24 protein-coding genes and 1 riboswitch are annotated in these 23,292 nt (G+C 54.3%); of the genes, 2 read left to right on the forward strand and 22 right to left on the reverse strand.

Annotated features, from left to right (window positions below):
* Positions 1 to 6: 6 nt before the first annotated feature.
* The 15 genes from AUMI_RS00425 to AUMI_RS00495 form a co-directional block, all read right to left on the reverse strand.
* The gene (locus tag AUMI_RS00425; RefSeq protein WP_096380105.1) at positions 7 to 1,947 is read right to left on the reverse strand and encodes an ABC transporter ATP-binding protein; all 1,941 of its coding nucleotides are present in this window, start codon (positions 1,945 to 1,947) and stop codon (positions 7 to 9) included.
* A 10-nt stretch (positions 1,948 to 1,957) separates the two neighbouring features.
* Entirely contained in the window at positions 1,958 to 2,317 is a 360-nt protein-coding gene (locus tag AUMI_RS00430) for a hypothetical protein (protein WP_096380107.1), read from the reverse strand.
* A gap of 13 nt (positions 2,318 to 2,330) precedes the next feature.
* Positions 2,331 to 2,804 carry a 6,7-dimethyl-8-ribityllumazine synthase gene (gene ribH, locus AUMI_RS00435; RefSeq protein WP_096380109.1) on the reverse strand — a complete coding sequence of 158 codons (474 nt, stop codon included), beginning with the start codon at positions 2,802 to 2,804 and terminating at the stop codon, positions 2,331 to 2,333.
* Positions 2,801 to 4,084, reverse strand: coding sequence for a GTP cyclohydrolase II (gene ribA, locus AUMI_RS00440; RefSeq protein ID WP_096380111.1), 1,284 nt, complete (start codon positions 4,082 to 4,084; stop codon positions 2,801 to 2,803). The genes ribH and ribA overlap by 4 nt, the downstream gene beginning before the upstream one ends.
* A gap of 1 nt (position 4,085) precedes the next feature.
* On the reverse strand, positions 4,086 to 4,712 hold the full coding sequence (locus AUMI_RS00445) for a riboflavin synthase (protein WP_096380114.1): 627 nt from the start codon (positions 4,710 to 4,712) through the stop codon (positions 4,086 to 4,088).
* 3 nt (positions 4,713 to 4,715) lie between these two features.
* The gene (gene ribD, locus AUMI_RS00450) at positions 4,716 to 5,753 is read right to left on the reverse strand and encodes a bifunctional diaminohydroxyphosphoribosylaminopyrimidine deaminase/5-amino-6-(5-phosphoribosylamino)uracil reductase RibD (protein WP_231951756.1); all 1,038 of its coding nucleotides are present in this window, start codon (positions 5,751 to 5,753) and stop codon (positions 4,716 to 4,718) included.
* Between the two features lie 93 nt (positions 5,754 to 5,846).
* Positions 5,847 to 5,988: riboswitch (FMN riboswitch) on the reverse strand.
* A gap of 14 nt (positions 5,989 to 6,002) precedes the next feature.
* Positions 6,003 to 7,076 carry a tryptophan--tRNA ligase gene (gene trpS, locus AUMI_RS00455; RefSeq protein ID WP_096380115.1) on the reverse strand — a complete coding sequence of 358 codons (1,074 nt, stop codon included), beginning with the start codon at positions 7,074 to 7,076 and terminating at the stop codon, positions 6,003 to 6,005.
* Positions 7,077 to 7,082: 6 nt separating this feature from the next.
* Complete coding sequence (locus AUMI_RS00460; RefSeq protein ID WP_096380118.1) at positions 7,083 to 7,922, reverse strand: exodeoxyribonuclease III; 840 nt, start codon at positions 7,920 to 7,922, stop codon at positions 7,083 to 7,085.
* 16 nt (positions 7,923 to 7,938) lie between these two features.
* Positions 7,939 to 8,844: a YihY/virulence factor BrkB family protein gene (locus tag AUMI_RS00465; protein WP_096380120.1), complete on the reverse strand. Its 906-nt coding sequence runs from the start codon at positions 8,842 to 8,844 to the stop codon at positions 7,939 to 7,941.
* 72 nt (positions 8,845 to 8,916) lie between these two features.
* Entirely contained in the window at positions 8,917 to 9,192 is a 276-nt protein-coding gene (locus AUMI_RS00470) for an HPr family phosphocarrier protein (RefSeq protein WP_096380122.1), read from the reverse strand.
* Positions 9,185 to 10,303 carry a PTS fructose transporter subunit IIC gene (locus tag AUMI_RS00475; protein ID WP_342411617.1) on the reverse strand — a complete coding sequence of 373 codons (1,119 nt, stop codon included), beginning with the start codon at positions 10,301 to 10,303 and terminating at the stop codon, positions 9,185 to 9,187. Before AUMI_RS00475 ends, AUMI_RS00470 begins: the two co-directional genes overlap by 8 nt.
* Before the next feature lie 80 nt (positions 10,304 to 10,383).
* Positions 10,384 to 10,815, reverse strand: coding sequence for a PTS fructose transporter subunit IIB (locus tag AUMI_RS00480; RefSeq protein ID WP_096380126.1), 432 nt, complete (start codon positions 10,813 to 10,815; stop codon positions 10,384 to 10,386).
* Positions 10,815 to 11,276, reverse strand: a complete 462-nt coding sequence (locus tag AUMI_RS00485) for a PTS sugar transporter subunit IIA (RefSeq protein WP_096380127.1) — start codon at positions 11,274 to 11,276, stop codon at positions 10,815 to 10,817. Before AUMI_RS00485 ends, AUMI_RS00480 begins: the two co-directional genes overlap by 1 nt.
* Positions 11,273 to 12,259, reverse strand: a complete 987-nt coding sequence (locus tag AUMI_RS00490) for a 1-phosphofructokinase family hexose kinase (RefSeq protein WP_096380130.1) — start codon at positions 12,257 to 12,259, stop codon at positions 11,273 to 11,275. The genes AUMI_RS00485 and AUMI_RS00490 overlap by 4 nt, the downstream gene beginning before the upstream one ends.
* Positions 12,256 to 13,017, reverse strand: a complete 762-nt coding sequence (locus tag AUMI_RS00495; RefSeq protein WP_096380131.1) for a DeoR/GlpR family DNA-binding transcription regulator — start codon at positions 13,015 to 13,017, stop codon at positions 12,256 to 12,258. The genes AUMI_RS00490 and AUMI_RS00495 overlap by 4 nt, the downstream gene beginning before the upstream one ends.
* 227 nt (positions 13,018 to 13,244) lie before the next feature.
* Between AUMI_RS00495 and ptsP the strand changes: the two genes are divergently transcribed.
* Positions 13,245 to 14,888, forward strand: coding sequence for a phosphoenolpyruvate--protein phosphotransferase (gene ptsP, locus AUMI_RS00500; protein WP_096380134.1), 1,644 nt, complete (start codon positions 13,245 to 13,247; stop codon positions 14,886 to 14,888).
* Between the two features lie 86 nt (positions 14,889 to 14,974).
* Here ptsP and AUMI_RS00505 read toward each other — a convergent pair whose 3' ends face one another.
* The 7 genes from AUMI_RS00505 to sdhC form a co-directional block, all read right to left on the reverse strand.
* A complete protein-coding gene (locus tag AUMI_RS00505; protein ID WP_096380137.1) occupies positions 14,975 to 16,381 on the reverse strand; it encodes a hypothetical protein in 1,407 nt (468 codons plus the stop codon).
* 11 nt (positions 16,382 to 16,392) lie between these two features.
* Positions 16,393 to 17,916: a YncE family protein gene (locus AUMI_RS00510; protein ID WP_096380139.1), complete on the reverse strand. Its 1,524-nt coding sequence runs from the start codon at positions 17,914 to 17,916 to the stop codon at positions 16,393 to 16,395.
* Positions 17,917 to 17,992: 76 nt separating this feature from the next.
* The gene (locus AUMI_RS00515; protein WP_096380142.1) at positions 17,993 to 18,589 is read right to left on the reverse strand and encodes a TetR/AcrR family transcriptional regulator; all 597 of its coding nucleotides are present in this window, start codon (positions 18,587 to 18,589) and stop codon (positions 17,993 to 17,995) included.
* Positions 18,590 to 18,623: 34 nt separating this feature from the next.
* Positions 18,624 to 19,379, reverse strand: a complete 756-nt coding sequence (locus tag AUMI_RS00520) for a succinate dehydrogenase iron-sulfur subunit (RefSeq protein WP_096380144.1) — start codon at positions 19,377 to 19,379, stop codon at positions 18,624 to 18,626.
* A 2-nt stretch (positions 19,380 to 19,381) separates the two neighbouring features.
* Entirely contained in the window at positions 19,382 to 21,196 is a 1,815-nt protein-coding gene (gene sdhA, locus AUMI_RS00525) for a succinate dehydrogenase flavoprotein subunit (RefSeq protein ID WP_096380147.1), read from the reverse strand.
* A 35-nt stretch (positions 21,197 to 21,231) separates the two neighbouring features.
* The gene (locus AUMI_RS00530; protein ID WP_096380149.1) at positions 21,232 to 21,684 is read right to left on the reverse strand and encodes a succinate dehydrogenase hydrophobic membrane anchor subunit; all 453 of its coding nucleotides are present in this window, start codon (positions 21,682 to 21,684) and stop codon (positions 21,232 to 21,234) included.
* Between the two features lie 2 nt (positions 21,685 to 21,686).
* Positions 21,687 to 22,067 (reverse strand): succinate dehydrogenase, cytochrome b556 subunit, encoded by a 381-nt coding sequence (sdhC, locus tag AUMI_RS00535; protein ID WP_096383347.1) that lies wholly within the window; start codon positions 22,065 to 22,067, stop codon positions 21,687 to 21,689.
* 96 nt (positions 22,068 to 22,163) lie between these two features.
* On the opposite strand from sdhC, the gene AUMI_RS00540 reads away from it, so the two are divergent.
* Positions 22,164 to 23,288, forward strand: coding sequence for a mannose-1-phosphate guanylyltransferase (locus AUMI_RS00540; protein ID WP_096380151.1), 1,125 nt, complete (start codon positions 22,164 to 22,166; stop codon positions 23,286 to 23,288).
* Positions 23,289 to 23,292 lie beyond the last annotated feature (4 nt).

Below are 23,292 nucleotides of genomic sequence, written 5' to 3' on the forward strand. Positions count from 1 at the left end.
GCGGGCTTAGACCAACAGCTGGTGTTTGGCCAAGTTTTTGTAAAGAGGCGTTGTCTTCACAAGTTCAGAATGTGTTCCCGTTCCCACAACAGCTCCGTTTTCCAGAACAATAATCTGATCACTATCAACGACGGTGGAGAGGCGGTGCGCGATGATGATGAGCGTGCGATCTTGTGCAACACGGTCAATTGCCTCACGCATGAGTTGCTCGTTCGCACCATCCAAACTCGAGGTGGATTCATCCAGCAACAAAATGGGTGGCGCAGCCAACAGCGCACGAGCGATAGCCAAACGTTGACGTTCACCACCGGAGAGCATGACACCCTCTTCACCAACGGGAGCATCCAAACCAAGCGGGCTGCGCTCAAGGACAGAAGTGAGGTTAACATCTGCCAATACGGCAATGCACTCCTCATCAGTTGAGTTGGGTGAACCCAGCAGGAGGTTATCTCGCAAGGAACCAGCAAGCACTGGAGCGTCTTGCTCGACGTAACCAATCTGCGCACGCAAATCTTCACGCTCGAGTGCCTTGATGTCAATACCGCCGACACGAATCTCGCCCGAGCTGGGGTCATAGAATCTTTCGATCAAGCCCAGGATGGTTGATTTACCAGCACCGGAAGGCCCTACGAGTGCGGCACGTGTTCCGTGCGCAACGCTAAATGACACTCCCTTGAGGATTTCTGGAGCTTCGGTCAGGGGCTGTGCTTCCTCAGCGAGAGCTTCACCTGCGGCGCCACCAGCCTTGATGCGTGCTTTCTCAGCACGAGACATTTTGGCAGTGGGATCGGTCGTACTCTCATCTTCCTCAACCGGAAGAACAAGCACTGGATAAGAGAAGCGAACGTCCACGAACTCCACAGCTACTGGGGAATTCTTTACAGCACCGCGGGCGCCGTTATCCAGCGTTGCCAGTGGGGCAAGTTCACGGTCGAACTCTCCTTCGCTGGGCAGGGCAATAATTTCTTGAATACGTCCAAGAGCACCGAGCGCTGAGTTCACCGAGGTAATCGCACCAAAGGCTTGTCCCAGCGGCATGATCATCATGAACAGGAACAAGATGAACGTCACCAAGTTAGCTACCGTGATGGCACCAGAGGCAACACGGAAACCACCCACACCTAAAACGGTGAGGAAGGCTACTTGCATGGCGATGCCAGCAACAGGGACAACCAAAGCAGAAATCTTGGCAACCTTGATGCCCATGCGCCAGGCGCCCTCGGCCTCGTCATCAACGACTTTGATTTCTCTATCTGTCGCATTAGCGGCACGCACGGTGCGCACGGCAGAAATGGCACGCTCAACTGAGGCAGCGAGCTCACCGACCTTGGCTTGAGCTTTCCTGCTTGCTACACGAATGCGGCGAGAGAGAACGGTAACGATGATGATGGCGCTAAAGACCACCAAGACAGTGAGTCCGAGCAGGACTGGGTCAATGATTGCCATCGCGATAATGGCACCAATGAAAGTCAGCGAACCACCGATGGCTTCAACCAAACCCTGCGTCAAGACGGCACGAAGCAAGGTCGTGTCACTGCCCACGCGGGAGACGAGGTCACCGGTCCGCCTGGTATCAAATTCGCTGATTGGCAGACGCAGAATTCGCGCCACGAGTCGACGCCTGGAGGAAAGAACTACACCTTCACCGGTGCGCTGGAGCAAGTAGTGCTGGTAGCCATTAATCAGCGCAGATGCCACCACGAGTCCGATAAGCAACCACACGAGGTTGCCCATGAGCTCACCAGCACTGACACGGTTGATGACCTGTCCAACCAGCAGTGGTTGAGCCAATGACGCGGCTGCGCCCAACACGCTGAGCACAATGACGAAGGAGAGAACCTTCTTGTGTTCAAGCAGGTAGGGCATCAACTGCCCAAAACTTGCCTTGGGCGCAGTTGAGGAATTTTCAGGGGCCGATGAACGACGACCCATACGGGGTGAGCTCATCAGATCCTAGTTACCAGGCGACAGCGAGAATAACGTTGAGCAAAGTTAGTCCACCAATGGACCACAGTGCCCACGAAGGTGCAACCTCGCGCTTGCGGAATACGAGGGCCAAGACAATAATCACGATGAGCACAGACAGCTTCACTGCAATCTTGGTGTTGTTGACCTCTTCGCCTTCAATAAGGCCGGCAGAGTAGATACCAGTCAGTGCGACACCGGTAACTAACTGAGTGTAAGCACCATCGAGCATGCCGCGAACAACGCGACCCTTACCCTTTGAAATGTCCTTGATTTGGAGCAGGAATGCACCCAAAAGATAAGACAGACCAATGAAGTGAAGGATGACGAGGATTGTGACTAAAAGTTCCATATCCTCAGCCTAGCTACTTGTTACGAATCTTTCGAAGGGTAACAGCTGTTTCTAAGGCAGCGAGTGCTGCTTCTTCACCCTTATCTTCTTTGGAATCGGGCAGTCCAGCACGGTCGAGACCCTGCTGTTCGTCATCTAGGGTGAGCACTCCAAAGCCAACAGGCTTTCCGGTGTCGAGCGCAACGCGGGTCAATCCTGAGGTGGCTGCATCTGAGACAAACTCAAAGTGTGGTGTGCCACCACGGATGATGACGCCGAGAGCAACAACGGCATCTGCGCCTGCTTCCAGGACAGCTTTGCACACCACCGGAAGTTCGAAACTTCCTGCCACGCGCACGAGTGAATGAGTTGCACCGCTGGCGTCGATGGTGCGCTGAGCGGAAGCAATCATCGCATCAGTGATGACATCGTGCCATTGCCCGGCAACAATAACGATGTTCAGTCCTGTTGCATCAACAGTGATTGTGGGAGAGCCTGCTCCACTCATGCGGTGACCTCCTTGGCCGTTACTGCGGGTTCAATTGCGGGGAGGATTCCAGGTAACTGGTGTCCCATGCGGTCACGCTTCACGTTGAGGTAACCGGTGTTGTATTCACCCAAGCCCACGACGAGGGGAACGAGATCATTGATTTTGATGCCATATTGCTCAAGCTGGCGCTTCTTTTCAGGGTTGTTGCTGAGCAATCGCACCGAGCGAATACCCATTTCATCAAGCATGCGGGCTGCTGCGGTGTAATCACGAGCATCGGCAGGGAAGCCCAGAGCGAGGTTGGCGTCGAGAGTGTCAAAGCCTTGCTCTTGCAGCTTGTAGGCCTTGAACTTGTTGACCAGGCCAATGCCACGACCCTCCTGACCGCGCAGGTAGAGAACAACACCCCCGTTGGGGTCAGCCTCAATCATGCGCAAAGCTTCATCGAGCTGGGGGCCACACTCACACTTGAGTGAGTGCAGAGCTTCACCGGTGAGACATTCGGAGTGCACGCGCACGAGGACATCTTCTCCGTCTGGGTTTCCGGCGATGATTGCCACGTGGTCGGTGCCTGTTGCGTGGTCACGGTAACCGCGCATACGGAACATTCCGAGATCTGTGGGAACAGTAGTCTCGACCTCGAATGCAACACGATGCTGATCGAGTTCACCTTCAATGCGAGCTGGCAGAGGGTGTGCTTCGAGGTAATCAACCAGCGCAGCAACTGTAGTCAACGGTAGGTTATCGCGTTCAGCTAGCTCTTCCAGGCCAGGCATGCGCATCATGTCACCGTCTTCAGCAACAATCTCAGCGATGACGCCGACAGGGTTCAACCCAGCCAAGCGGAGAAGATCTACTGTTGCTTCCGTGTGACCGGCGCGCTCAAGAACACCACCGTCGACAGCACGCAACGGCAGGATGTGTCCGGGACGAATCAAGTCCATGGGGCCTGCTGTGGGGTCAGCTAAAACCTTGACGGTGCGAGCACGGTCACTGGCGCTGATGCCGGTGGTCACACCAGAAGCTGCGTCTACCGAGATTGTGTAGGCCGTGGTACGGGTGTCTTGGCTGCGCTCAACCATGATGGGCAGGTTGAGACGGTCAGCCACATCACGAGGCATCGGAGCACACACCAGACCGGAGGAGTGCTTCACAATCCAGGCCATGGTTTCTTTGGTCGCGAACTCTGCCGCCATGATGGCGTCGCCCTCGTTCTCGCGACCTTCGTCATCGGCCACGAGCACGATGCGTCCAGCCTTGAGAGCTTCAAGAACTTCGGGGATAGGGGTGAGAGCCATGTTAGGCACCTGCATTCTGTTGGGGGAGGAAGGCCAGCATGCGTGCGACCTGTCGGGCAATAATGTCTGTTTCGAGGTTGACCTTGTCACCAACGACACGAAGGCCGAGCGTGGTCACCGTGAGTGTTTCTGGAATGAGAGAAACCTCAAACCACTGGGCAGATTCCGAAGGGTCACTGATGTTGCTCACGGTGAGCGAAACACCATCAACAGTGATGGAGCCCTTATCAACAAGAAGAGGGGCTAGTTCTCTACCTAGGCCAAAGCGAATGACTGTCCAGTCTTCACTGGGCGTAATCGACAAAACCTCGGCGGTCCCATCAACGTGACCTTGCACGATGTGTCCGCCTAGGCGGCTACCCAGCTCTGCTGCGCGTTCAAGATTTACCGCCAACCCGACCCGCGCATCGCTGAGGGTGGACATGTCTAAGGTTTGCTGCATCACATCTGCGGTGAATGAGGTGGCATCGTGTTCGATCACTGTCAGACACACTCCGCTGACGGCAATGGAATCACCTTGTTGTGCTCCGGAGAGTGCTTTGTGTCCGGAGACTGTCAGCCTCACGGCATCAGGCAAAGATTCAATTGCGGTGATTGTTCCGCGTTCTTCAATTAGGCCAGTGAACATGGATTAGGCCCCTTTCCTGATTGGTTTAGCGGTGATCAATATGTCGTCACCCAGGTTCTCGACTGAGCTCACCTCGAGATCAATACGTTCAGACAGGGTGGAAACACCAAGGTCTCCCAGGGCAAGTTTGTCTCCGCCTAACAAAACCGGAGCTTGGAAGATGTAGAGGCGGTCAGCCAAACCTTGAGCGATGAACGCACTGGCTAGGGTGGGACCACCTTCGACATACACAGTTCTAATTCCCCGATCAAACATCTCGCTCAGAGCCGCATGCAGGTCATTGTGACCAATCACGAGTGGCTCGAATGGGTGCTGATGAATCTGGGCATCACCAGGAATCTGACGTTTTCCAATGATGACGGGGATGGGCTGGTGATCGTGAAGATCGCCAGATGTGGTGCGCGCAGTCAGGGAAGGGTTATCTGCCAAAACAGTTCCTGTTCCCACGACGATGGCATCTGCTGCTGAACGCTGCACATGAACACGCTCACGCGATTGAGGGCCAGAAATCCACTGGCTTGTTCCGTCTGTTGCCGCAGCACGGCCATCAAAACTCGAGGCCCACTTCACGGTGACGTGGGGACGGTGTAGGCGGGCGGCAAGCATCCACTCTTCAAGGAGCTCTTCCGCCTCATCTTCGAGCAGGCCGCCAACAACCTCGATACCGGCATCGCGCAGACGCTGTGCTCCACCAGAGGAGGCGTGACCAGGGTCAGTAGCGGCGTAGACAACACGGCCAACCCCAGCCTCGATAAGAGCTTGTGCACAAGGACCCGTGCGGCCGGTGTGGTTACAGGGCTCCAAGGTGACCACAAAGGTTGAGCCTTGAGCTTGTTCAGGTGTGAGCTGAGACAACGCATCAACTTCAGCATGCGCTGTGCCTGCACCACGGTGCCAGCCTTCAGCGATAGTCGTTCCTTCTGCATTCAAAACGACACAACCCACCTGGGGGTTGACGCCATAGTGTGGGCCGTTACCGGCAAGCACGATGGCACGACGCATAGCGGCCTGTTCGGCCTGCGTGGTGTCTAACTCGTTCATCTACCGGTGCTCTCTGTTGTGGAGGCATGCTTCGGGTAGACGGGTGCCAAAAATGACAACCGAACTCGGCAGGCGTCACTAACTACACCTGCCGCGCGCGTTCTCCCATCCGGACTTTAACCGTCGGTTTCGGAATTTCACCGAATCAACCTCATCCTCCAGCCGGGTGGCTTTTGTATGAGGGTCGCGGACTTTCACCGCCGGCTCAGATTTTCACTGACCCCGAAGCGCGTTGCTCTAGATAACAGTCTACTGCCAGGAGTTATTCCCACCTAAGACCGGGGTGTGAATTCGCTGAGAGCGTGCGAGCTTAGCCGGGTGGCGGGGAAGCAGTCCTATGGCGTCATAAACCTTGGCCAGGGTCTTATCTGCCACTTCAGAGGCACGATCAGCCCCCTGACCCAGCAGCCGATCCAGCTCTGCTGGATCAGCCAAGAGTTCGTTCGTGCGCTCCCGGATGGGAGTAAAGCTTGCCGTCACCTGCTCGGCAAGGTCTTTCTTGAGAGCTCCGTAGCCACCGCCTGCATACTCATTGACAAGGTCATCAATACTGCGGCCGGAAAGCACAGAGAAAATGGTGAGCAGGTTTGCAACACCGGGCTTATTCTCCCGGTCGAAGAGGATCTCACCATCAGCATCGGTGACAGCACGCATGACCTTCTTTGCCGTGACAGCGGGATCATCCATGATCTTCAGAAGCCCCGCCTCTGTTTCAGCTGACTTGGACATCTTGGCTGTGGGGTTTTGCAGGTCAAAGATTTTCGCGGATTCTTTGAGGATGTAGCCTTCAGGAATCGTGAAGGTCTCACCAAAACGTCCATTGAAACGGGTAGCGAGGTCGCGGGTGAGTTCCAAATGTTGTCGCTGGTCTTCACCTACGGGAACGACATTTGCTTGGTAGGCGAGGATGTCGGCTGCCATCAGGATGGGGTACGTGAATAGACCAACCGAAGCTGCATCAGCCCCCTGCTTAGCGGACTTGTCCTTGAACTGCGTCATGCGGCTTGCTTCACCAAAACCGGTGATGGTGTTGAGCACCCAAGCGATTTGAGTGTGTGCCTGCACATGGGACTGAATGAACAGGGTTGATTTATCGGTGTCGATACCTGCAGCTATGTATTGCGCAGCGGTGGAGCGGGTGCGCTCGCGAAGTTCTGCAGGGTCCTGAGGAACCGTGATGGCGTGGAGGTCGACAACGCAGTAGAAGGCATCAAATTCATCCTGCATGGTGACCCAGTTACCCAACGCACCGATGTAGTTTCCCAAGTGCAATGAATCGCTCGAGGGCTGCATGCCAGAGAGAATGACGGGTTTGTTACTCATGATGTCCTAGAGGTTGTAGTCGACAACAACGGGGGTGTGATCTGACCAGCGAGTGTCGTAGGAGTCTGCGCGGTCAACACTGTAGTTCGAGGCAAGCGAAGCCAACGCTGGGGTTGCCAGGTGGTAATCAATACGCCAACCAGCATCGTTATCGAATGCTTGACCACGCCACGACCACCAGGTGTAGGGGCCAGGAACATCCCCAGCTGCCTGGCGTCCCACATCAACCCAACCTAGGCCAGTCCCGGTGGAACCGTCAGGTCCGGTGACGGGTTCGCCTTTGGCGCCCATAAAACGATAGAAGTAGGCGCGCTCTTCGGGCAGGAACCCTGCGCGCTTGACGTTGCCCTTCCAGTTCTTGATATCAAGCTCGGTGTGACCGACGTTGAGATCTCCCACGACCAGTGCGTAGGGAGTGTGTGCTTCGAGCTCAGGAAGTCGTTCTTGCATTGCTTTTAGGAACTTGAATTTCTCCACCTGCTTGGGGGTGTCTACTTCACCCGAGTGAACATAGGTGCTTACCACTGTAAGAATCTTGTCGCCAATTTTGTAGTCCGCTTCAAGCCAGCGACCTGCCGTATCAAAATCATCAGCACCGAGGCTAACGCGGTGAATCTCCGCACTGCTACGACTAGCCAAGGCAACTCCTGCACGACCCTTCGCCGTGGCAGCATCGTGCAGAATGTTCCACTCGGGACCCAGAAGCTCTTCCAAGTCTTCGGTGGATGCGCGGACTTCCTGCAGGGCAAGAATGTCAACGTTGCGCTGTGAAAGCCACTGGTCCATTCCCTTACGGAAGGCGGCACGAACGCCATTGACATTGACGGTGGCGATGCGAACGGACATGCCTTCAAGTCTAGGGCTAGTCATTGGGGTGACGGTGGGGAACAATCCAGCCCAAGTCACGAACTTCGACCTGGTCATCCTGCATGCTCAATGCAACCCAGCTGGTAGCAAACAAATAGATTCGTGAAGCGAAGTTGAAGTAGATCAGCAATCCGATAAAGACAGTAAAACTGGCTAAGAGGGGATTGCTTTCTGTGCGGGTCAGAATGTAGGACCCTGCAATTTTCAACAATGTCAAGGCGAGTGCTCCCAAAAGCACACCATCTCTGAGGTTCCGAAGTGGAATGGGAACACCGCTGAGAACATTCATCACCAGGGCAAGCATGATGGCGTCAAAAATGAAGACGATAACTAACCCAGCAATCTCAAAACCGATCTTGCCCCACCCACTCCTATCAATAATTCCTAAAGCAGGGACGATCACATTTGCCAGGTTTGTTGCCACAACCGTGAGTGCTGAGGTGAGGATGACGAACAGACCGTATCCCAACGCCAGAACCAGGTCATAGAGCTTGAGGAGAACAAAATTCAACCGAGATGGTGGCAGGGTGAAGATGGTGCGTACTGCAGTGCGGATGTAGTTCAGCCAATTAATTGCTGTGTACAGAACAACAACAACCGCGATCCCACCAGTCCACCCCAAGCTGGTGGTTGTGTCCAAAATTCCTGGATCAATCACACCACCCTTTTGGATGAGATCAGGAATCTGGGTATTGATGAAATCAATAATGGCATTTTTGAGTTCTGGACGTTCGCGAAGGTAGATGCCACTGAGGCTGAAGCCAAGCCACACTGCTGCGAAAGTGGCAAAGAGTGCTTGGAATGACATCCCTGCGGCCAGCAGGTTTCCACCTGCGGCACTGTAAATCTTGTAGACCCGATATGGGCGACGTTCTTGCGCCCACACCAATGCCTTTTTCATACCTGTCAGCTTAAAGGGAAAGGCCCGTGGATTCCGTAATGGAACCCACGGGCCAAAGAGCCCTGCTAACGATTAGTCAGCATCGAGGTCAGACGTGAGCAGGCTAGCCAACTCGTCTGCAATAGCCTCTGCGTTGTCACCTTCGACATCGAGCACGATTTCTTCACCGTGTCCGACAGCGAGAGCGAGTACCGAGAGGATACTTGCACCGTCTGCGTCGTCACCGTTTGTTTTGGTAATCGTTACGTTGTGACCTGTTGCTGCCACTGCCTGCACAAAGGTGCTGGCAGGGCGAGCGTGCAGTCCAACACGCGAACCAACGGTGACTGTTCTCTGAGCTTTAGGCAACTGCTTCCTCCAGCTCCTCGTCAGATACACCAGGCTTGATGTTCTTTGCGACGAGAACGAGGAGAGCGGTAACGACGGTACCGATAGCGATTGCTACCAAGTACAGAGGCCAGTTACCTACGAGGCCGAATACCCACAGACCACCGTGAGGTGCGCGGAGGGTGCAGCCAAATGCTCCAACGAGAGCACCTGCAGTTGCAGAACCGATCATGATCGAAGGAATCACACGGATGGGGTCAGCAGCAGCGAAGGGGATAGCACCTTCGGTGATGAAGGATGCACCAAGAACCCATGCAGCCTTACCGTTCTGACGCTCAGCGTTCGAGAATGCGCTCTTACGGAGAACAGTCGCGAGTGCGAGACCCAGAGGAGGTGTCATACCTGCAGCCATAACGATAGCCATGACGACGAAGCGTACGTCGTCGTCTGCAGCGGTTGCACCAGCCTCAGTAAGACCAGCTGCTGCGAAGGTGTATGCCACCTTGTTGACGGGACCACCCATGTCGAATGCCATCATGAGACCGAGAACGATACCCAGGAGGATAACGCTTCCACCGGAAAGACCGGTCAGCCATGCGTTCAGTGCGTCCATGAGAGCCTTCAGTGGACCACCGAGGATCACGAGCATCAGACCACCGGTGACGAAGGTTGCAATCAAAGGAATCACAACAACAGGCATCATGGGGCGGAACCAGCCAGCAACCTTGAGGCGGCTGAGCCAGAGTGCTACGAAACCTGCGAGGAAACCGGTGATCAAACCACCGAGGAATCCGGCGCCAACGGTACCAGCGATGGCACCACCAACGAAACCGGGAGCAAGACCTGGACGGTCAGCAATTGCGTACGCAATAAAACCTGACAGTACGGGTACGAGGAAGCCGAAGGTTGCTGCACCAACGGCGAACATTACGTAGGCCCAGTCGTGAGCCGACAGTGGGTTGAAGCCCGCTGCCAGGAACTCGCCCTGGTCCTGGTAAACGATGTCATAACCACCGATTGCGAACGACAGAGCGATAAGGATACCGCCGGCCGCCACGAAGGGGATCATGTAGGAAACACCGGTCATCAGCCATTGGCGGATGCGTGTTCCTGTTCCTGAATTACTAGACAATTGTGGCCTCCAATGCCTCATTGCATTTTTATTGGTGTTACTGAACCTGCCGTCTCAGCAGGAACTCTGTGGGGAATCTACTACTTGCTTCCAAAGAGGCGACCGAAGAACCCAGGCTTGTCGCCGGAGTCCTTTTTGGGTGCTTTTTCCGCTGCAGGAGCAGCTTTCGGTGCTGCGGGTGCAGCTCCGCCATCCTTGGGGAGGGTGGCGATGGATGACACAGCCTGAGCAACGACGTTGTCTGCGTCTGCAAGAGCCTTGCTCACGCCAATCTGAAGGAAAGGCTTGCCGTTGAAACGTGAACGGTCCTTGACCTCAAGATCGGTGGCGAAGATGACAACGTCAGCTTCGTCGATTGTGGACTGCTTCATGGGGGATGAACCTGCGGAACCCTGGGTCTCTACAGTGATCTCGTAGCCAGCCTTCTTGGCTGCCTGCTCGAGAGCCTCAGCTGCCATATAGGTGTGGGCAATACCGGTGATGCAGGATGTTACTGCGACAATTTTGGTCATTATTGCTGTACCTCTCGGGTGATAATCGCTGCGATCTCGGCGCCGGTGTTAGCGTCGCGCAATGATTGACGGAAGTCTTCGTGCACAAGCTTGCGAGCCAGTGCAGCGAGGATGTGGAGATGCTTGTCATCTGCACCATCTGGTGCAGCGATCAAGAAAATGAGGTGGGCGGGACCATCCGCTGCGCCGAAGTTCACACCTTCAACGCTGGTAGCTACAGCAACCGAAGGAACCGTGACGTGAGCTGAACGTGCGTGAGGAATACCAATGCCGCCAGGAAGACCGGTCGCCATCTGTTCTTCGCGTGCACGAACGTCGGCGAGGAAACCATCGAGGTCAGTAACACGACCGTCGTTAGCAAGCTTGACGGCGAGCTGACGGGTTGCGTCTTCCTTGGTCTCGGCTACTAGACCAACGATGACAATGTCTTCGGTGGTTAGTGCGACGGTTGCGTCAGTCATACGTGGAGCTCCTTAATTGCGGTGGTGTGGCTTGGGTTAACAACAGTGTGAACTGCCGTAATAGTAATGTCTTTTGGACCCGGAACAGTGGTGGCAGGCAATTGCACGGCGGCCGAGCCCCAGGCCACTGCTGTTGAGATGCGTGCAATATCGCCAGATTCTGAATCAGATTCTTCTTCCGAAAGTGAGACATCAGCACTGAGATATCCGGCGAGGGTGCTGTCTCCAGCACCGACTGTGCTCTCTGGAGTGACAGGTTCGTGACCTGCCCAGATGCTTCCTCGGCTGTTGACCAGAAGTGCTCCGTTCTCCCCGAGGCTCACCACAATGGCGGCACTGGGGTTACCGAGCATGGTCTGAGCAAAGTCAACAACATCCCCAACGGTGGGAAGTTCCCGGCCAGCTAATTCTTCTAACTCTTCGTGGTTAGGTTTCATCACATCAGCTACACCCGCGTGTGCAATTTCTTTGAATGCAGGGCCGGAACTGTCGACGGCGAAACGAACGCCGTGCTCGTGAGCGAGCTTGCCGAGAGCAACATAGAAGGATCCATCGAGACCCGGAGGCAAACTTCCTGCAGCAACGAGCCACTCGGGTTCAGTCTCGAGCAGGCCAGCTATTTGGGCTAGGAGTGAAGAGACTTCGTCTGCGCTCAGTGACGGGCCTGTCTCATTGATCTTGGTGGTGTCGCCCTGGGCATCAACGATGGTGATGTTCTGGCGAACCTCATCATTGATGCGAGTCGTGATGGTCTGGATTCCTGATTGCGTCAGGGCCTTTTCAATCCAGACACCCACAGAGGCATCTGCAGGGAAAACGGCGGCAGTGTCGACGCCGTTTTTGTGCAGCGCACGAGAAACGTTAATTCCCTTGCCTGCAGGGTCTTTGTGCTTGCTGGTTGATCGGTTGACTTCACCCTGCTCGAACTTCTCTACCTCGAGGGTGAGATCCAGACTGGGGTTAGCGGTCACAGTGATGATCATGCCACCACCACATCAGGGCCAGACATCTCAATTTCAAGCAAGTGCTCGTGGTCGATGTCGCTATCGGTGATGACCGTATCAATACGACTCATTGGTGCAACATGACCAAAGTCTTCACGACCAAACTTGGTGTGGTCAGCAAGCACGACGGTGCGTCGCGCTGCATCGACGAATGCACTCTTGATACGGGCTTCTTCCAAATCAGGAGTGGTGAGTCCGCGTTCTGGGGTGAGGCCATTGATGCCTAAGAAAGCAACATCAACGGAGAGGGACTTCAAAGCGTCTTCAGGCCAGGAGCCCACCATGGCCAACGTGATGGGGCGAACGTGTCCGCCAAGGAGATGAAGCTGAATGTTGGGGCGAGTGGCCAATACAGCAGCAATGGGGATGGAGTTGGTGACAACCGTGAGTTCAATGTCTTGGGGAAGTAGCGCAGCAAGGCGTGCTGTAGTTGTTCCGGCGTCCAAGATGATGGATCCGCCTGCGGGAACCTCGGAGAGCGCCATCCGAGCAATGCGTTCTTTCTCTGCGGAGAGAACACCTTCGCGATAGGTGACGTCAGGTTCGACACTGAGGCGATCGACGGGGATAGCTCCACCGTGTGCACGGTGCAAGAGGCCACGTCGTTCTAAAACGGTGAGATCACGACGAATAGTTTCGGGAGTGACATCGAGTTCTTCCGCGAGAGTGCGGACTTCCACACGACCTTCGTGACGCGCCTTGGCCAAAATGGCCTGGTGGCGTTCAGGTGCGTACATGGGACTCCGTCGTCGAATTATTTCTGTCAGAAAACCAACAGAAATGTTTGTTTATCTTTTTTTACTCCCGATTCCACTTGTTTGTCAACCCAAAACGGGGGTATCGTTGTGTTTGTGCCCGTTTTTGTGTGGGCCGGACAAATACTTAGGCACGAAGTGCCTCGTTATCCTTGATGCTTGAGGGTGACAACTAAGGTCTTTATCCCTCTTGATTAGTAGGAGCAGCAATGGAGCTCACCGGAATTGGCGTCGGACGCGGCATCGCCGCAGGCCCTATCAAACGGATGCCCGAGCCTCTGGCAGAGCCAGCTGATATCCAGCGCACAGCGGATGCTGAAACAGAAATTGCTGCCGCACAACACTCTCTTTCTGAAGTAGGCCAGTGGTTGCGTGAGCGCGGCGTCAAAGCCGGTGGCGAAGCCAAGGACGTTCTTGACGCACAAGCATTGATGGCTGGTGACCCAGCATTGGCAAAAGATATTGCCAAGCGGATCGAATCCGGCAAAACCGCAGAACGTGCCGTTTTCGATGCGTTCTCTTCTTTCCAGAAAATGCTCGAAAGCATGGGCGGCTACATGGGAGAACGTGCTGCCGATCTAGCTGATGTGGCTCAGCGAGTTATTGCTTCTTTGCGTGGAGTTCCAGCACCAGGTGTTCCCGAATCCGATGAGCCTTTCATTCTTGTCGCTCATGACCTCGCCCCTGCTGACACGGCACTGCTCGATTTCACCAAAGTGTATGCCCTCGTCACTCGTGATGGTGGCCCCACCTCACACACCGCCATTCTTGCGCGAGCAAAATCTATTCCCGCCATCGTGGGTGTGGGCGCCGGTGCTGAAGAACTTTCTGACGACACTCTCGTTGTCGTCAATGCGGGAACCTCCACCATCAGTGCGGGCGTGAGCCAGGCAGAGGTAGATGCTGCTCTGATCAAGCGTGCCGAATGGCTGGAGGCATCCAACGCTCCCATTACTGATGGAGCACTCAAGGATGGTCACAAAGTTCCCCTGCTGGCTAACTTGGGCTCACCTAAGGAAGCAGCTGGAGCAATTGCTCTGGGTGCTGAGGGTGTTGGTCTGTTTCGCACCGAGTTCCTCTTCCTTGATTCTCAAACAGCGCCCACCGTTGCAGAACAGGAAGCCCAATACACTGAACTTCTTGCAGCATTCCCAGGCAAGAAGGTCGTTGTTCGTGCACTGGATGCTGGAGCAGATAAGCCCTTGGCATTCCTCAACGCCGACAAAGAAGAAAACCCAGCACTGGGACTTCGTGGTCTTCGTGCCCTGCGTGTGAAAGAGAACATTCTTCGCGATCAACTCACTGCACTGGTCAACGCACAAAACAAAACAGAAGCAGATCTGTGGGTCATGGCACCCATGGTTGCCGATGCGGAAGAGACTGACTACTTCGTTGGGCTGTGCCGTGAACTGGGACTACGTGTTCCAGGTGTGATGGCTGAGGTTCCTTCCTTGGCCTTGGTCGCTGAACAGGTCTTGGAGTCTGCAGACTTCGTCAGCATTGGTACCAACGACCTCACGCAATACACCATGGCCGCTGATCGCATGCTCGGCACCGTCGGCTCCTACCAAGACCCATGGCACCCAGCAGTGTTGCGCCTGATCAAGGAGCTCGGTGTTGCTGGCAAGGCAACGGGCAAGCCCGTGGGTGTCTGTGGTGAAGCAGCAGCTGATCCCAACCTGGCCATCGTGCTCGTTGGTTTGGGTGTCACCACCTTAAGCATGACTCCAGCTGCACTTGCTGATGTTCGTGCAGCGCTGTTGACGGTGACCCTTGAAGAGGCACAGGCCCGTGCAGCAAGAGCACTCAATGGCCGGACAGCAGCACAGGCACGCAAGCTCGGCAGCGAATAAAGCTTCTGCAGGGGAGACGACCTGCAGAAATACAAAAGACCCGGCCTTCCTCGAAGGGCCGGGTCTTTTTAATGTGATTGTTCTAGCTATCGGGTTTTGAAGAATCTCTTCATCAACGATGCCCCAATGCCAAATAGGAATGCACCAATTGCCAAGCCGAGTGGACTCTTAAAATCAGTACCGGTTTGAGCCAGGGATGCAGAAGTTGAAGAGCTTGAACCTGTTTGCGTTGAATTGGTGGAATTGGAATTTCCTCCATTGTTTCCGTTGGGAGTCACTGCTGAACTCTCCACTACCGTCTGACCGGAACGTTGACCAATGACATAACGACCAGGAACGGTTGTGTTGAGCGACTGGCTAACGAGTGCGTTTGGTTGTCCATTTACTAACGTTGATAGGTCTACGTTTCGCTGAATCTCAGTCCAATCGATGACTCGGGTAGTCGAATTGAAAGTTCCCCAGCCTATTGCTGCACTACGAACTGCTTGTCCAAGGTCAGGCATAAGTTCTACATATGCAGCGCTGTCTTGCGAAACATCCTGCAGAGTTGTAACCGTCAGGGGTGAGGAACATGCGGAATCAGTCCAAAGCGATACCGTCGAATTCGATTCTTTCTTGAGATAGGCGATTGGGTCGTTGTTCGTGTCAAACGGATCCTGTACACCGCTGGTCAAATTTCCAAGCCACAAGCTGTTATTTGAGGCGCTGAGACATCCAGAGTTTAGGTACTTTGCGTCTAGGGACTGGGCGATATTGCTTCCTACCTCCACCCCATTAGCAAGATTGATGAATAACGCGGGGCCGGGATAACCCGAGTTTGCCGCTATTCCCGTGATCTGGTCGAAGTTAAAGTAAGCATTGAAATCACCACTGCCAAGGTCAATGAGGACAAGCTGGAAGCTCACGTTGCTTGAACTGTTGTTGGCATCTAAAAGATGTTCCCAAGCAAAAATAATTGCAGCATGGCTATCGATAACGGTTTGCGCTGTCCAGAAATTTGATATCGATGGGTCGAACTCTAAATCAGTTCCAAAGGGGAACATTGCTGATGAATTTGAACTTGAAATCAAGTTTGGCATCGTCTTCCCAGCCCAATTGTCAGGATTGGCAAAAAAGATTCCACCGTCTATTGATGGCCACGCAGACGAATAATTCTGACCAAAAAAGTTCACTGAGAAGCCGAAAGGGACAGCACTTGTACGAGAAGACCCATCTGGAGGTGTACCAGCTGAACATGTGAATGTCCCATCGTCGTAGCTTCGTTTGAGGAAAGGGCCATGTGCTGTAATGCCATGGTATGTACAGGTGGTGCCGGTAGGAACATAAAGCAAAGAAGAATCTCCGCCCATGTCCCCGAAAGTCTCGAGATAGGTCTTGTTAGGCGCGTCAACCCAAGAGGTGCCCTGAGGGGTGAACGAATTTACTGGGGTATTTGCCTGTGCGATTGTTGGGGTCGAAACCAACAACGCAGTGGCAAAAACCGCAGCCCACACGTGGGTTCTTTTCATTTCTTGCGTGCCAGACGTCGAGCACCAAAAGCTGCCAGAGCACCAATAATGAGCAAGGAAGCCGCGGAGAGAGTCAGAGGTGCCCCATGAATACCAGTGTTTGCGAGTGCTGCTGAGGAACAATCAGAACCGGTGACGGTCAAGCTGACCGTCGCCACAGCAGTAGATGTGCCGTCGCTACCGGAAATTGTGTATGACGAGGTCGGCAAGGCACATGTAACTGTTCCTGAAATGACCCCTGTCGCGGAGTTGAATGAAAGACCAGAAGGCAACCCAGGAGAAATCGAATATGTGACTGTGCCACTCAGACCAGATGCAGTAAGCGCCGCACTTGAGAAGGCAGTACCTGTGGTCTCATTGAGAACCTGGTTATTGGGTCCAAGATACTCACCTACGAGGTAGAAATTAGTAATGGTTGGTGAAGAGAACCACAGTGCTCCACCAGCGCCAACATATGCAAAGTGTGAACTCGTCTGTTTTGATGGAGCAATCATCGTCTCCCATTGGACGCCCGGGAGTGTCAGTACTGTCGGCGAACTCATCGTGCTAGTTGGGTAGACCATAAATTTGCTCCCAGCTGCTCGTGTGGTCACGAACAGTTGGGAGTTATCTGCCGATAGGGCGATATCTGCAGGGGTATTCGGCACATTCGCAGTCGTCGCCACAGAACCAAAAGAGCCATTGGGGTTGATTGCTATTTTCTTAATCCATGAGTTTGCAGTCGCACCTGACACGGTGCTGGAAACATAAAGAAACTGGCCGTCGCTCGTGATAGCGAGACCATAAGGTTGCGCTCCTGGAGAAGGATATAAACCAAATTCAGTTTGAGATACAACGGTATTGTCAGAAACTTTGAGGCTTGCATAGCCTGAGTAACCAGGGGCGAGGCCTGCATATGCACTGAACGCCACGAAATAGTATTGGCCGTTCGGTGAGACGGTGACTCGCCAAGGGCTCATGAGTTTCTTGGAGGGATCGGTTGTGGAAGTCACTTCGACGGTAGCCGTGACGGTGTTTGTAACGGTGTTAATAACGCTGATTGTGCCGCTTTTCTCGTTGGCTGCGTAAAGTGTTTGTCCATTTGGCGTAATCGCGAGGCCTGCGACTTGGCGCCCTGTTGTGATTGTCGACCTGATAACAGGGGTGCTTCCGGAAATGTCGATGACATAAATTGTCGAAGGTTGAGTTGTGTCAGTCGGCTCACCTGCGGCATATAGTTTTGTACCGTCAGGAGACAACACGATATATGTGATTCGCCTATCGGTAATACTCGAAAGAGTGTAAGTGGCAGTAACCGTGTTTGTTGAGGTATCGAAGTATTGAAGTTGCTTCGAGCTTTCGGACATCACGTAAAGCCTCGAACCATCACTAGACAGCGCAACGTTTGTTGGGTTATCGCCCGCGGGAATGGTCGAGACAAGCACAGGTGTAGCGGACGCCGAGATTGCGACGCCCGCGATAAGACCTAGTGTTGCAATGAGAACGGCGGTGACCTTGGACAGCCCGGACAGACGGCGCATTTTTACTCCAAAACATAAATAACTTATTTATGTATTTAGAATACATTACAGATTAAGTTCCAAGTAGCCAAAAGGATTATTTCTCAACGAGCATGAACTCAGTGACCATAGAAAAGATGAGTTCATACCATTTGCTGCCATCCATTTGTTTCCCAGCAAGATCATCGACAATCCTGCCTAACGCATAAGCCTGGATGAAGACGGCAAGGGCATAGGGATCACGCTGAGTATTTATAAGACCCTTTTGCTGCCCCGAAAGAATTACATCCGCAATTTTTTCTGTCATCTCAAGCTGGGCAGGACCAAGCTTTTGTTGCAAAGAAGGTTGAAAGGTTGCCTGCGCTGCAATCCATGCAACCGCTGCCCTAATTTTCGATTGGCTATCACTGTGCCTCACTTGAATAAGAGTCGCTAAAGCAACTTTGGCTTCTTCGACACTCGATGAGTTTGCGATGATTTCTGCTAAACCTGAAATTCCCGAGGTCGTATATGAGGAGTAGATATCGATTAAGGCGTGATCGATAAGGTCCGGGAAATCCTCAAAGTGGTAGTACAGCGCGCCGCTCGTCAACCCTGAGGTCGTGAGCACGTCCTGAAGAGTTACTGGAGTTGAAGGAATGCCGTCCATGAGCTGGAGGACGGTATCAATCAGGGCCCGCTTTGTTTTGTGCACAGAACAATTGTGCCCGTGACTCAGAGGAGAAGAGTTATGGCTTGCCGCGCAATACAGCCTGCTTCACATCGGCAATCGCCTGTGTGACCTGAATGCCACGAGGACATGCGTCGGTGCAGTTGAAGGTGGTGCGGCAACGCCACACGCCCTCTTTGTCGTTGAGGATGTCGAGACGAACTTCTGCAGCATCATCACGAGAGTCAAAGATGAAGCGGTGTGCATTTACGATGGCGGCAGGACCAAAGTACTGACCATCAGTCCAGAACACGGGGCAGCTTGTGGTGCAGGCTGCGCACAAGATGCACTTGGTGGTGTCATCGAAGCGCTCGCGGTCCTCAATACTCTGGCGACGTTCCTTACCAGCCTCAGGGGTGGTGTTAGAGATGAGGAAGGGCTTGACTTCGCGGTAGGCAGCGAAGAAAGGCTCCATGTCAACGATGAGGTCCTTCTCCAAGGGCAGACCCTTGATGGCCTCAACATAGATGGGCTGCGAAATGTCGAGATCCTTGATCAGGGTCTTGCAAGCCAGACGGTTGCGTCCGTTGATACGCATTGCATCAGAGCCACAAATACCGTGAGCGCAGGAACGACGGAACGAGAGTGAACCATCCTGATCCCACTTGATCTTGTGAAGAGCATCAAGAATACGGTCAGTTGAGTAGACCTCTACGTCGAATGATTCCCAACGAGCCTCTTCATCAACTTCGGGAAGGAAGCGACGAATGATCAAGGTGATGTTGAAGGCCTGTACCTCGGGTACTGCTGCCTGTGTTGCGACTGCGGTAGCCATTCTTAGTACTTCCTTTCCATGGGCTGGTAGTTGGTGATAACAACAGGCTTCCAATCAAGCTTGATGTGATCGCCAGCGTCATCACTGGTGGCGTCACCGGTGAGGTACGCCATGGTGTGCTTCATGAACTTCTTGTCGTCGCGGTTCGGGAAGTCGTCGCGCATGTGACCACCGCGGCTTTCCTTACGGTTACGAGCAGAGTAGACAACGACCTCGGCCAGATCGAGCAGGAAGCCCAGCTCAACAGCTTCGAGCAAGTCAGTGTTGTAACGCTTGCCCTTGTCGTGGATGGAGATGTTCTTGTATTCCTCGCGTAGCTTCTCAATGGTCTTGGTGACCGACTTGAGAGAGTCTTCGGTGCGGAATACCTGAGCGTTCTTGTCCATCTCTTCCTGCAGCTCTTTACGCAGTGCAGGAACACGCTGAGTGCCATTGGCGTTGCGGATGCTTTCGATCATCTCGCGCACAGGACCTGCAGGGTCCTTAGGAAGTGGAACAAAGTCTGCCTTCTTGGCGTATTCGACGGCGTACTTTCCAGCGCGCTTTCCGAAAACGTTGATATCCAGCAGAGAGTTGGTTCCCAAACGGTTTGATCCGTGCACAGAGACACACGCACATTCACCAGCAGCGTAGAGGCCAGGAATGACAGTGTCGTTGTCGGAGAGTACCTCTGCCTTGATGTTGGTGGGGATACCACCCATGGCGTAGTGAGCAGTTGGCATCACGGGCACGGGCTCAACAACGGGGTCAACACCGAGGTAGGTGCGAGCGAACTCGGTGATGTCAGGAAGCTTGGTTTCGAGAACCTCAGCACCCAGGTGGGTGCAGTCCAGGAGAACATAGTCCTTGTTGGGGCCAGCGCCGCGTCCTTCAGCCACTTCCTGAACCATGCACCGCGAGACGATGTCACGAGGAGCGAGGTCTTTGATGGTGGGAGCGTAACGCTCCATGAAGCGCTCACCAGATGCGTTGCGCAAGATCGCACCTTCGCCACGAGCACCCTCAGTTAGCAGGATGCCCAGGCCAGCAAGGCCGGTGGGATGGAACTGGAAGAACTCCATGTCCTCGAGAGGAATACCCTTGCGCCAAATGATGCCGACGCCATCACCGGTGAGGGTGTGAGCGTTGGAGGTGGTCTTGTAAATCTTTCCGAAACCACCGGTAGCAAAGACGATGGACTTGCCTTGGAACACGTGCAGGTCACCAGTTGCCAGTTCATAGGCAACGACACCGGCAGGAACCTGCTTGCCCTTCACCTTGGTCATGACCAGGTCGAGAACATAGAACTCGTTGAAGAATTCGATGCCGAGCTTGACGCAGTTCTGGAACAGGGTCTGCAAAATCATGTGACCGGTGCGGTCTGCTGCGTAGCAGGAGCGACGCACAGGAGCCTTACCGTGGTCACGAGTGTGGCCACCGAAACGACGTTGGTCGATCTTGCCATCTGGAGTTCTGTTAAATGGAAGCCCCATGTTTTCCAGGTCGATAACCGCATCAATAGCTTCTTTGGCAAGAATCTCTGCCGCATCCTGGTCAACCAAGTAGTCGCCACCCTTGACGGTGTCGAAGGTGTGCCATTCCCAGCTGTCCTCTTCCACGTTCGCCAGCGCAGCAGCCATACCGCCCTGTGCAGCACCGGTGTGCGAACGGGTGGGGTAGAGCTTACTGATCACTGCGGTGCGAGCGTTGGGGCCTGCCTCAATCGCTGCACGCATACCGGCTCCACCAGCGCCCACGATGACAACATCGTGCTGGTGGTAGTAGACGCCATCGATGAGTTTGGTTTCTTCGTATGTGTCGTTGCTCTTAGTTGCCACGAGTGAAACTCCGTATGTAGGTGTGATCTAAAGAATTACTGGGGTGGGCAGAACGAGGGCAGCAAGTCGAGCTGATCTGGACTGACCGAAGGGCAAGGATCGAAGGTGAAGATCACCAGCGTGCCCAAAACAATGAGAATGACGGCTGAGGCATAGATTGCTCCGCGGAGAATCTTGCCCAAGCGCACCGAGCTTGAGTAGTCATTGACGATGGTGCGCATACCGTTTGCGCCGTGGATCAGTGCCAGCCACAGCATGGCTAGGTCCCACCACTGCCAGAAGGGGGTGGCCCACTTTCCGGCAACGAAGGCAAAGTCAATGGCTTTGACACCTTCACCAACCATGAGGTTGACGAACAGGTGACCGAAGATGAGGACAACAAGAATCACGCCCGAGGCGCGCATGTAGACCCAGCCCCATTTTTCCCAGTTGGTGCCAGAGCGGGAAGAGCGTGCGTAAGGAGAACGAGGTTCAGCAATAGTCGTCATGATTAGTGCCCTTCGCTAAAGACGTTCATGAGGTGGCGGGGCAGGAACCCAGCCATGAGAACCACCCACACACCAATGACTCCCCAGAACATGTAGCGCTGGTACTTAACGCCCTTGCTCCAGAAGTCCACCAAGATGATGCGCAAACCGTTGAGAGCGTGGAAGACGATAGCTCCCACGAGAACTGCTTCGCCTAGACCCATGAGGGGATTCTTGTAGGTGCTCATCACAGCGTTGTAAGCCTCAGGGCTCACGCGGACAAGTGCAGTGTCCAGGATGTGGACGAGCAAGAAGAAGAAGATGGCAACACCGGTAATACGGTGCAAAACCCAAGACCACATGCCGGTGTAGCCGCGGTACAGCGTGCCACCTGGGCGGGGCATTTTTTCAGAGCGTGGTGCCGAGATCGTAGACACGAACAACCCTCCTTGGTTGTGGGCAATAACTGCTCATAACTTTACGCCCGATAGTCTGGTCTTATGGCACGACTATCGACCCCACTAAGCGACTTCTACGCGGTTATTCCGGCCGGTGGAATAGGTTCGCGCCTGTGGCCACTGTCTCGAGCAGATGCCCCCAAGTTCCTCCACGACCTCACCGGGTCAGGAAGCTCCCTCCTGAAAGACACATGGGACCGTTTGGCGCCGCTTGCGGGAGAACAGCGCGTCATGGTTGTTACTGGCCGTGCCCACCGTGCAGCTGTCGAAGAACAGCTCCCAGAACTAGCCGATCACAACGTGGTGCTCGAAAGTGAGCCCCGTGACTCCTCTGCCGCTATCGGTTTGGCAGCAGCCATATTGGAAAAGCGTGAGCCCGGCGTCATCATCGGATCGTTCGCTGCCGACCACGTCATCAAGGGAACACGATTTTTCAACATGGCCGTTGCCGAGGCTGTTGAAGCAGCCCGTGCCGGCTACATCGCCACGATCGGCATCGTTCCTACCGAGCCCGCCATTGGTTTTGGCTATATCCACGCAACGGAAGAAACTGAGCTCGAGGGTGCTCCGTCAGCGCTGAAAGTGGATTCCTTTGTAGAAAAGCCCAACGCCCACACCGCTGAGGAATACGTCAACAGTGGCGACTATCTGTGGAACGCAGGCATGTTCATTACCAAAGCCTCTGTGCTCTTGGAAGAACTCGCTAAGACCCAGCCCGAGCTTCACGCAGGCATCATTGCACTTGCCGAGGTGTGGGACGACCACGCCAAGCGTGGACCAGCCGTAGACAAGATTTGGCCCACGCTCAAAAAGATTGCCATCGATTACGCAGTTGCCGAACCAGCTGCTGCTGCCGGCAAGCTCGTCGTTATTCCCGGAGAGTTTGATTGGGATGACGTGGGAGACTTTGCCTCCATCGCCAAGCTCCACTCCAGTGGATACAAAAAAGACCTTGCCATCTTGGGTGAAGGAGCTCGTGTGCTCTCGGATGCTTCCTCGGGAATCCTGATCACAGACACAGGACGTACCATCGCGCTGGTGGGAGTCAAGGACATCGTGGTCGTGGACACCCCAGATGCTCTATTGGTCACCACCACAGCAAATGCTCAAAAAGTGAAGTCGGTCGTTGACGCGCTGCGCATCTCCGGTCGAGACGACGTCCTGTAGGCCA

The sequence above is a fragment of the Aurantimicrobium minutum genome (assembly GCF_002355535.1).
GTDB lineage: Bacteria > Actinomycetota > Actinomycetes > Actinomycetales > Microbacteriaceae > Aurantimicrobium > Aurantimicrobium minutum.

Excerpts from the sequence above, each read along its gene's own strand:
- AUMI_RS00425 (WP_096380105.1), bottom strand. The coding sequence starts at position 1,947 with ATGAGCTCACCCCGTATGGGTCGTCGTTCATCGGCCCCTGAAAATTCC.
- AUMI_RS00430 (WP_096380107.1), bottom strand. The coding sequence starts at position 2,317 with ATGGAACTTTTAGTCACAATCCTCGTCATCCTTCACTTCATTGGTCTG.
- ribH (WP_096380109.1), bottom strand. The coding sequence starts at position 2,804 with ATGAGTGGAGCAGGCTCTCCCACAATCACTGTTGATGCAACAGGACTG.
- ribA (WP_096380111.1), bottom strand. The coding sequence starts at position 4,084 with ATGGCTCTCACCCCTATCCCCGAAGTTCTTGAAGCTCTCAAGGCTGGA.
- AUMI_RS00445 (WP_096380114.1), bottom strand. The coding sequence starts at position 4,712 with ATGTTCACTGGCCTAATTGAAGAACGCGGAACAATCACCGCAATTGAA.
- ribD (WP_231951756.1), bottom strand. The coding sequence starts at position 5,753 with ATGAACGAGTTAGACACCACGCAGGCCGAACAGGCCGCTATGCGTCGT.
- trpS (WP_096380115.1), bottom strand. The coding sequence starts at position 7,076 with ATGAGTAACAAACCCGTCATTCTCTCTGGCATGCAGCCCTCGAGCGAT.
- AUMI_RS00460 (WP_096380118.1), bottom strand. The coding sequence starts at position 7,922 with ATGTCCGTTCGCATCGCCACCGTCAATGTCAATGGCGTTCGTGCCGCC.
- AUMI_RS00465 (WP_096380120.1), bottom strand. The coding sequence starts at position 8,844 with ATGAAAAAGGCATTGGTGTGGGCGCAAGAACGTCGCCCATATCGGGTC.
- AUMI_RS00480 (WP_096380126.1), bottom strand. The coding sequence starts at position 10,815 with ATGACCAAAATTGTCGCAGTAACATCCTGCATCACCGGTATTGCCCAC.
- AUMI_RS00485 (WP_096380127.1), bottom strand. The coding sequence starts at position 11,276 with ATGACTGACGCAACCGTCGCACTAACCACCGAAGACATTGTCATCGTT.
- AUMI_RS00490 (WP_096380130.1), bottom strand. The coding sequence starts at position 12,259 with ATGATCATCACTGTGACCGCTAACCCCAGTCTGGATCTCACCCTCGAG.
- AUMI_RS00495 (WP_096380131.1), bottom strand. The coding sequence starts at position 13,017 with ATGTACGCACCTGAACGCCACCAGGCCATTTTGGCCAAGGCGCGTCAC.
- ptsP (WP_096380134.1), top strand. The coding sequence starts at position 13,245 with ATGGAGCTCACCGGAATTGGCGTCGGACGCGGCATCGCCGCAGGCCCT.
- AUMI_RS00510 (WP_096380139.1), bottom strand. The coding sequence starts at position 17,916 with ATGCGCCGTCTGTCCGGGCTGTCCAAGGTCACCGCCGTTCTCATTGCA.
- AUMI_RS00520 (WP_096380144.1), bottom strand. The coding sequence starts at position 19,379 with ATGGCTACCGCAGTCGCAACACAGGCAGCAGTACCCGAGGTACAGGCC.
- AUMI_RS00530 (WP_096380149.1), bottom strand. The coding sequence starts at position 21,684 with ATGACGACTATTGCTGAACCTCGTTCTCCTTACGCACGCTCTTCCCGC.
- sdhC (WP_096383347.1), bottom strand. The coding sequence starts at position 22,067 with ATGCCCCGCCCAGGTGGCACGCTGTACCGCGGCTACACCGGCATGTGG.
- AUMI_RS00540 (WP_096380151.1), top strand. The coding sequence starts at position 22,164 with ATGGCACGACTATCGACCCCACTAAGCGACTTCTACGCGGTTATTCCG.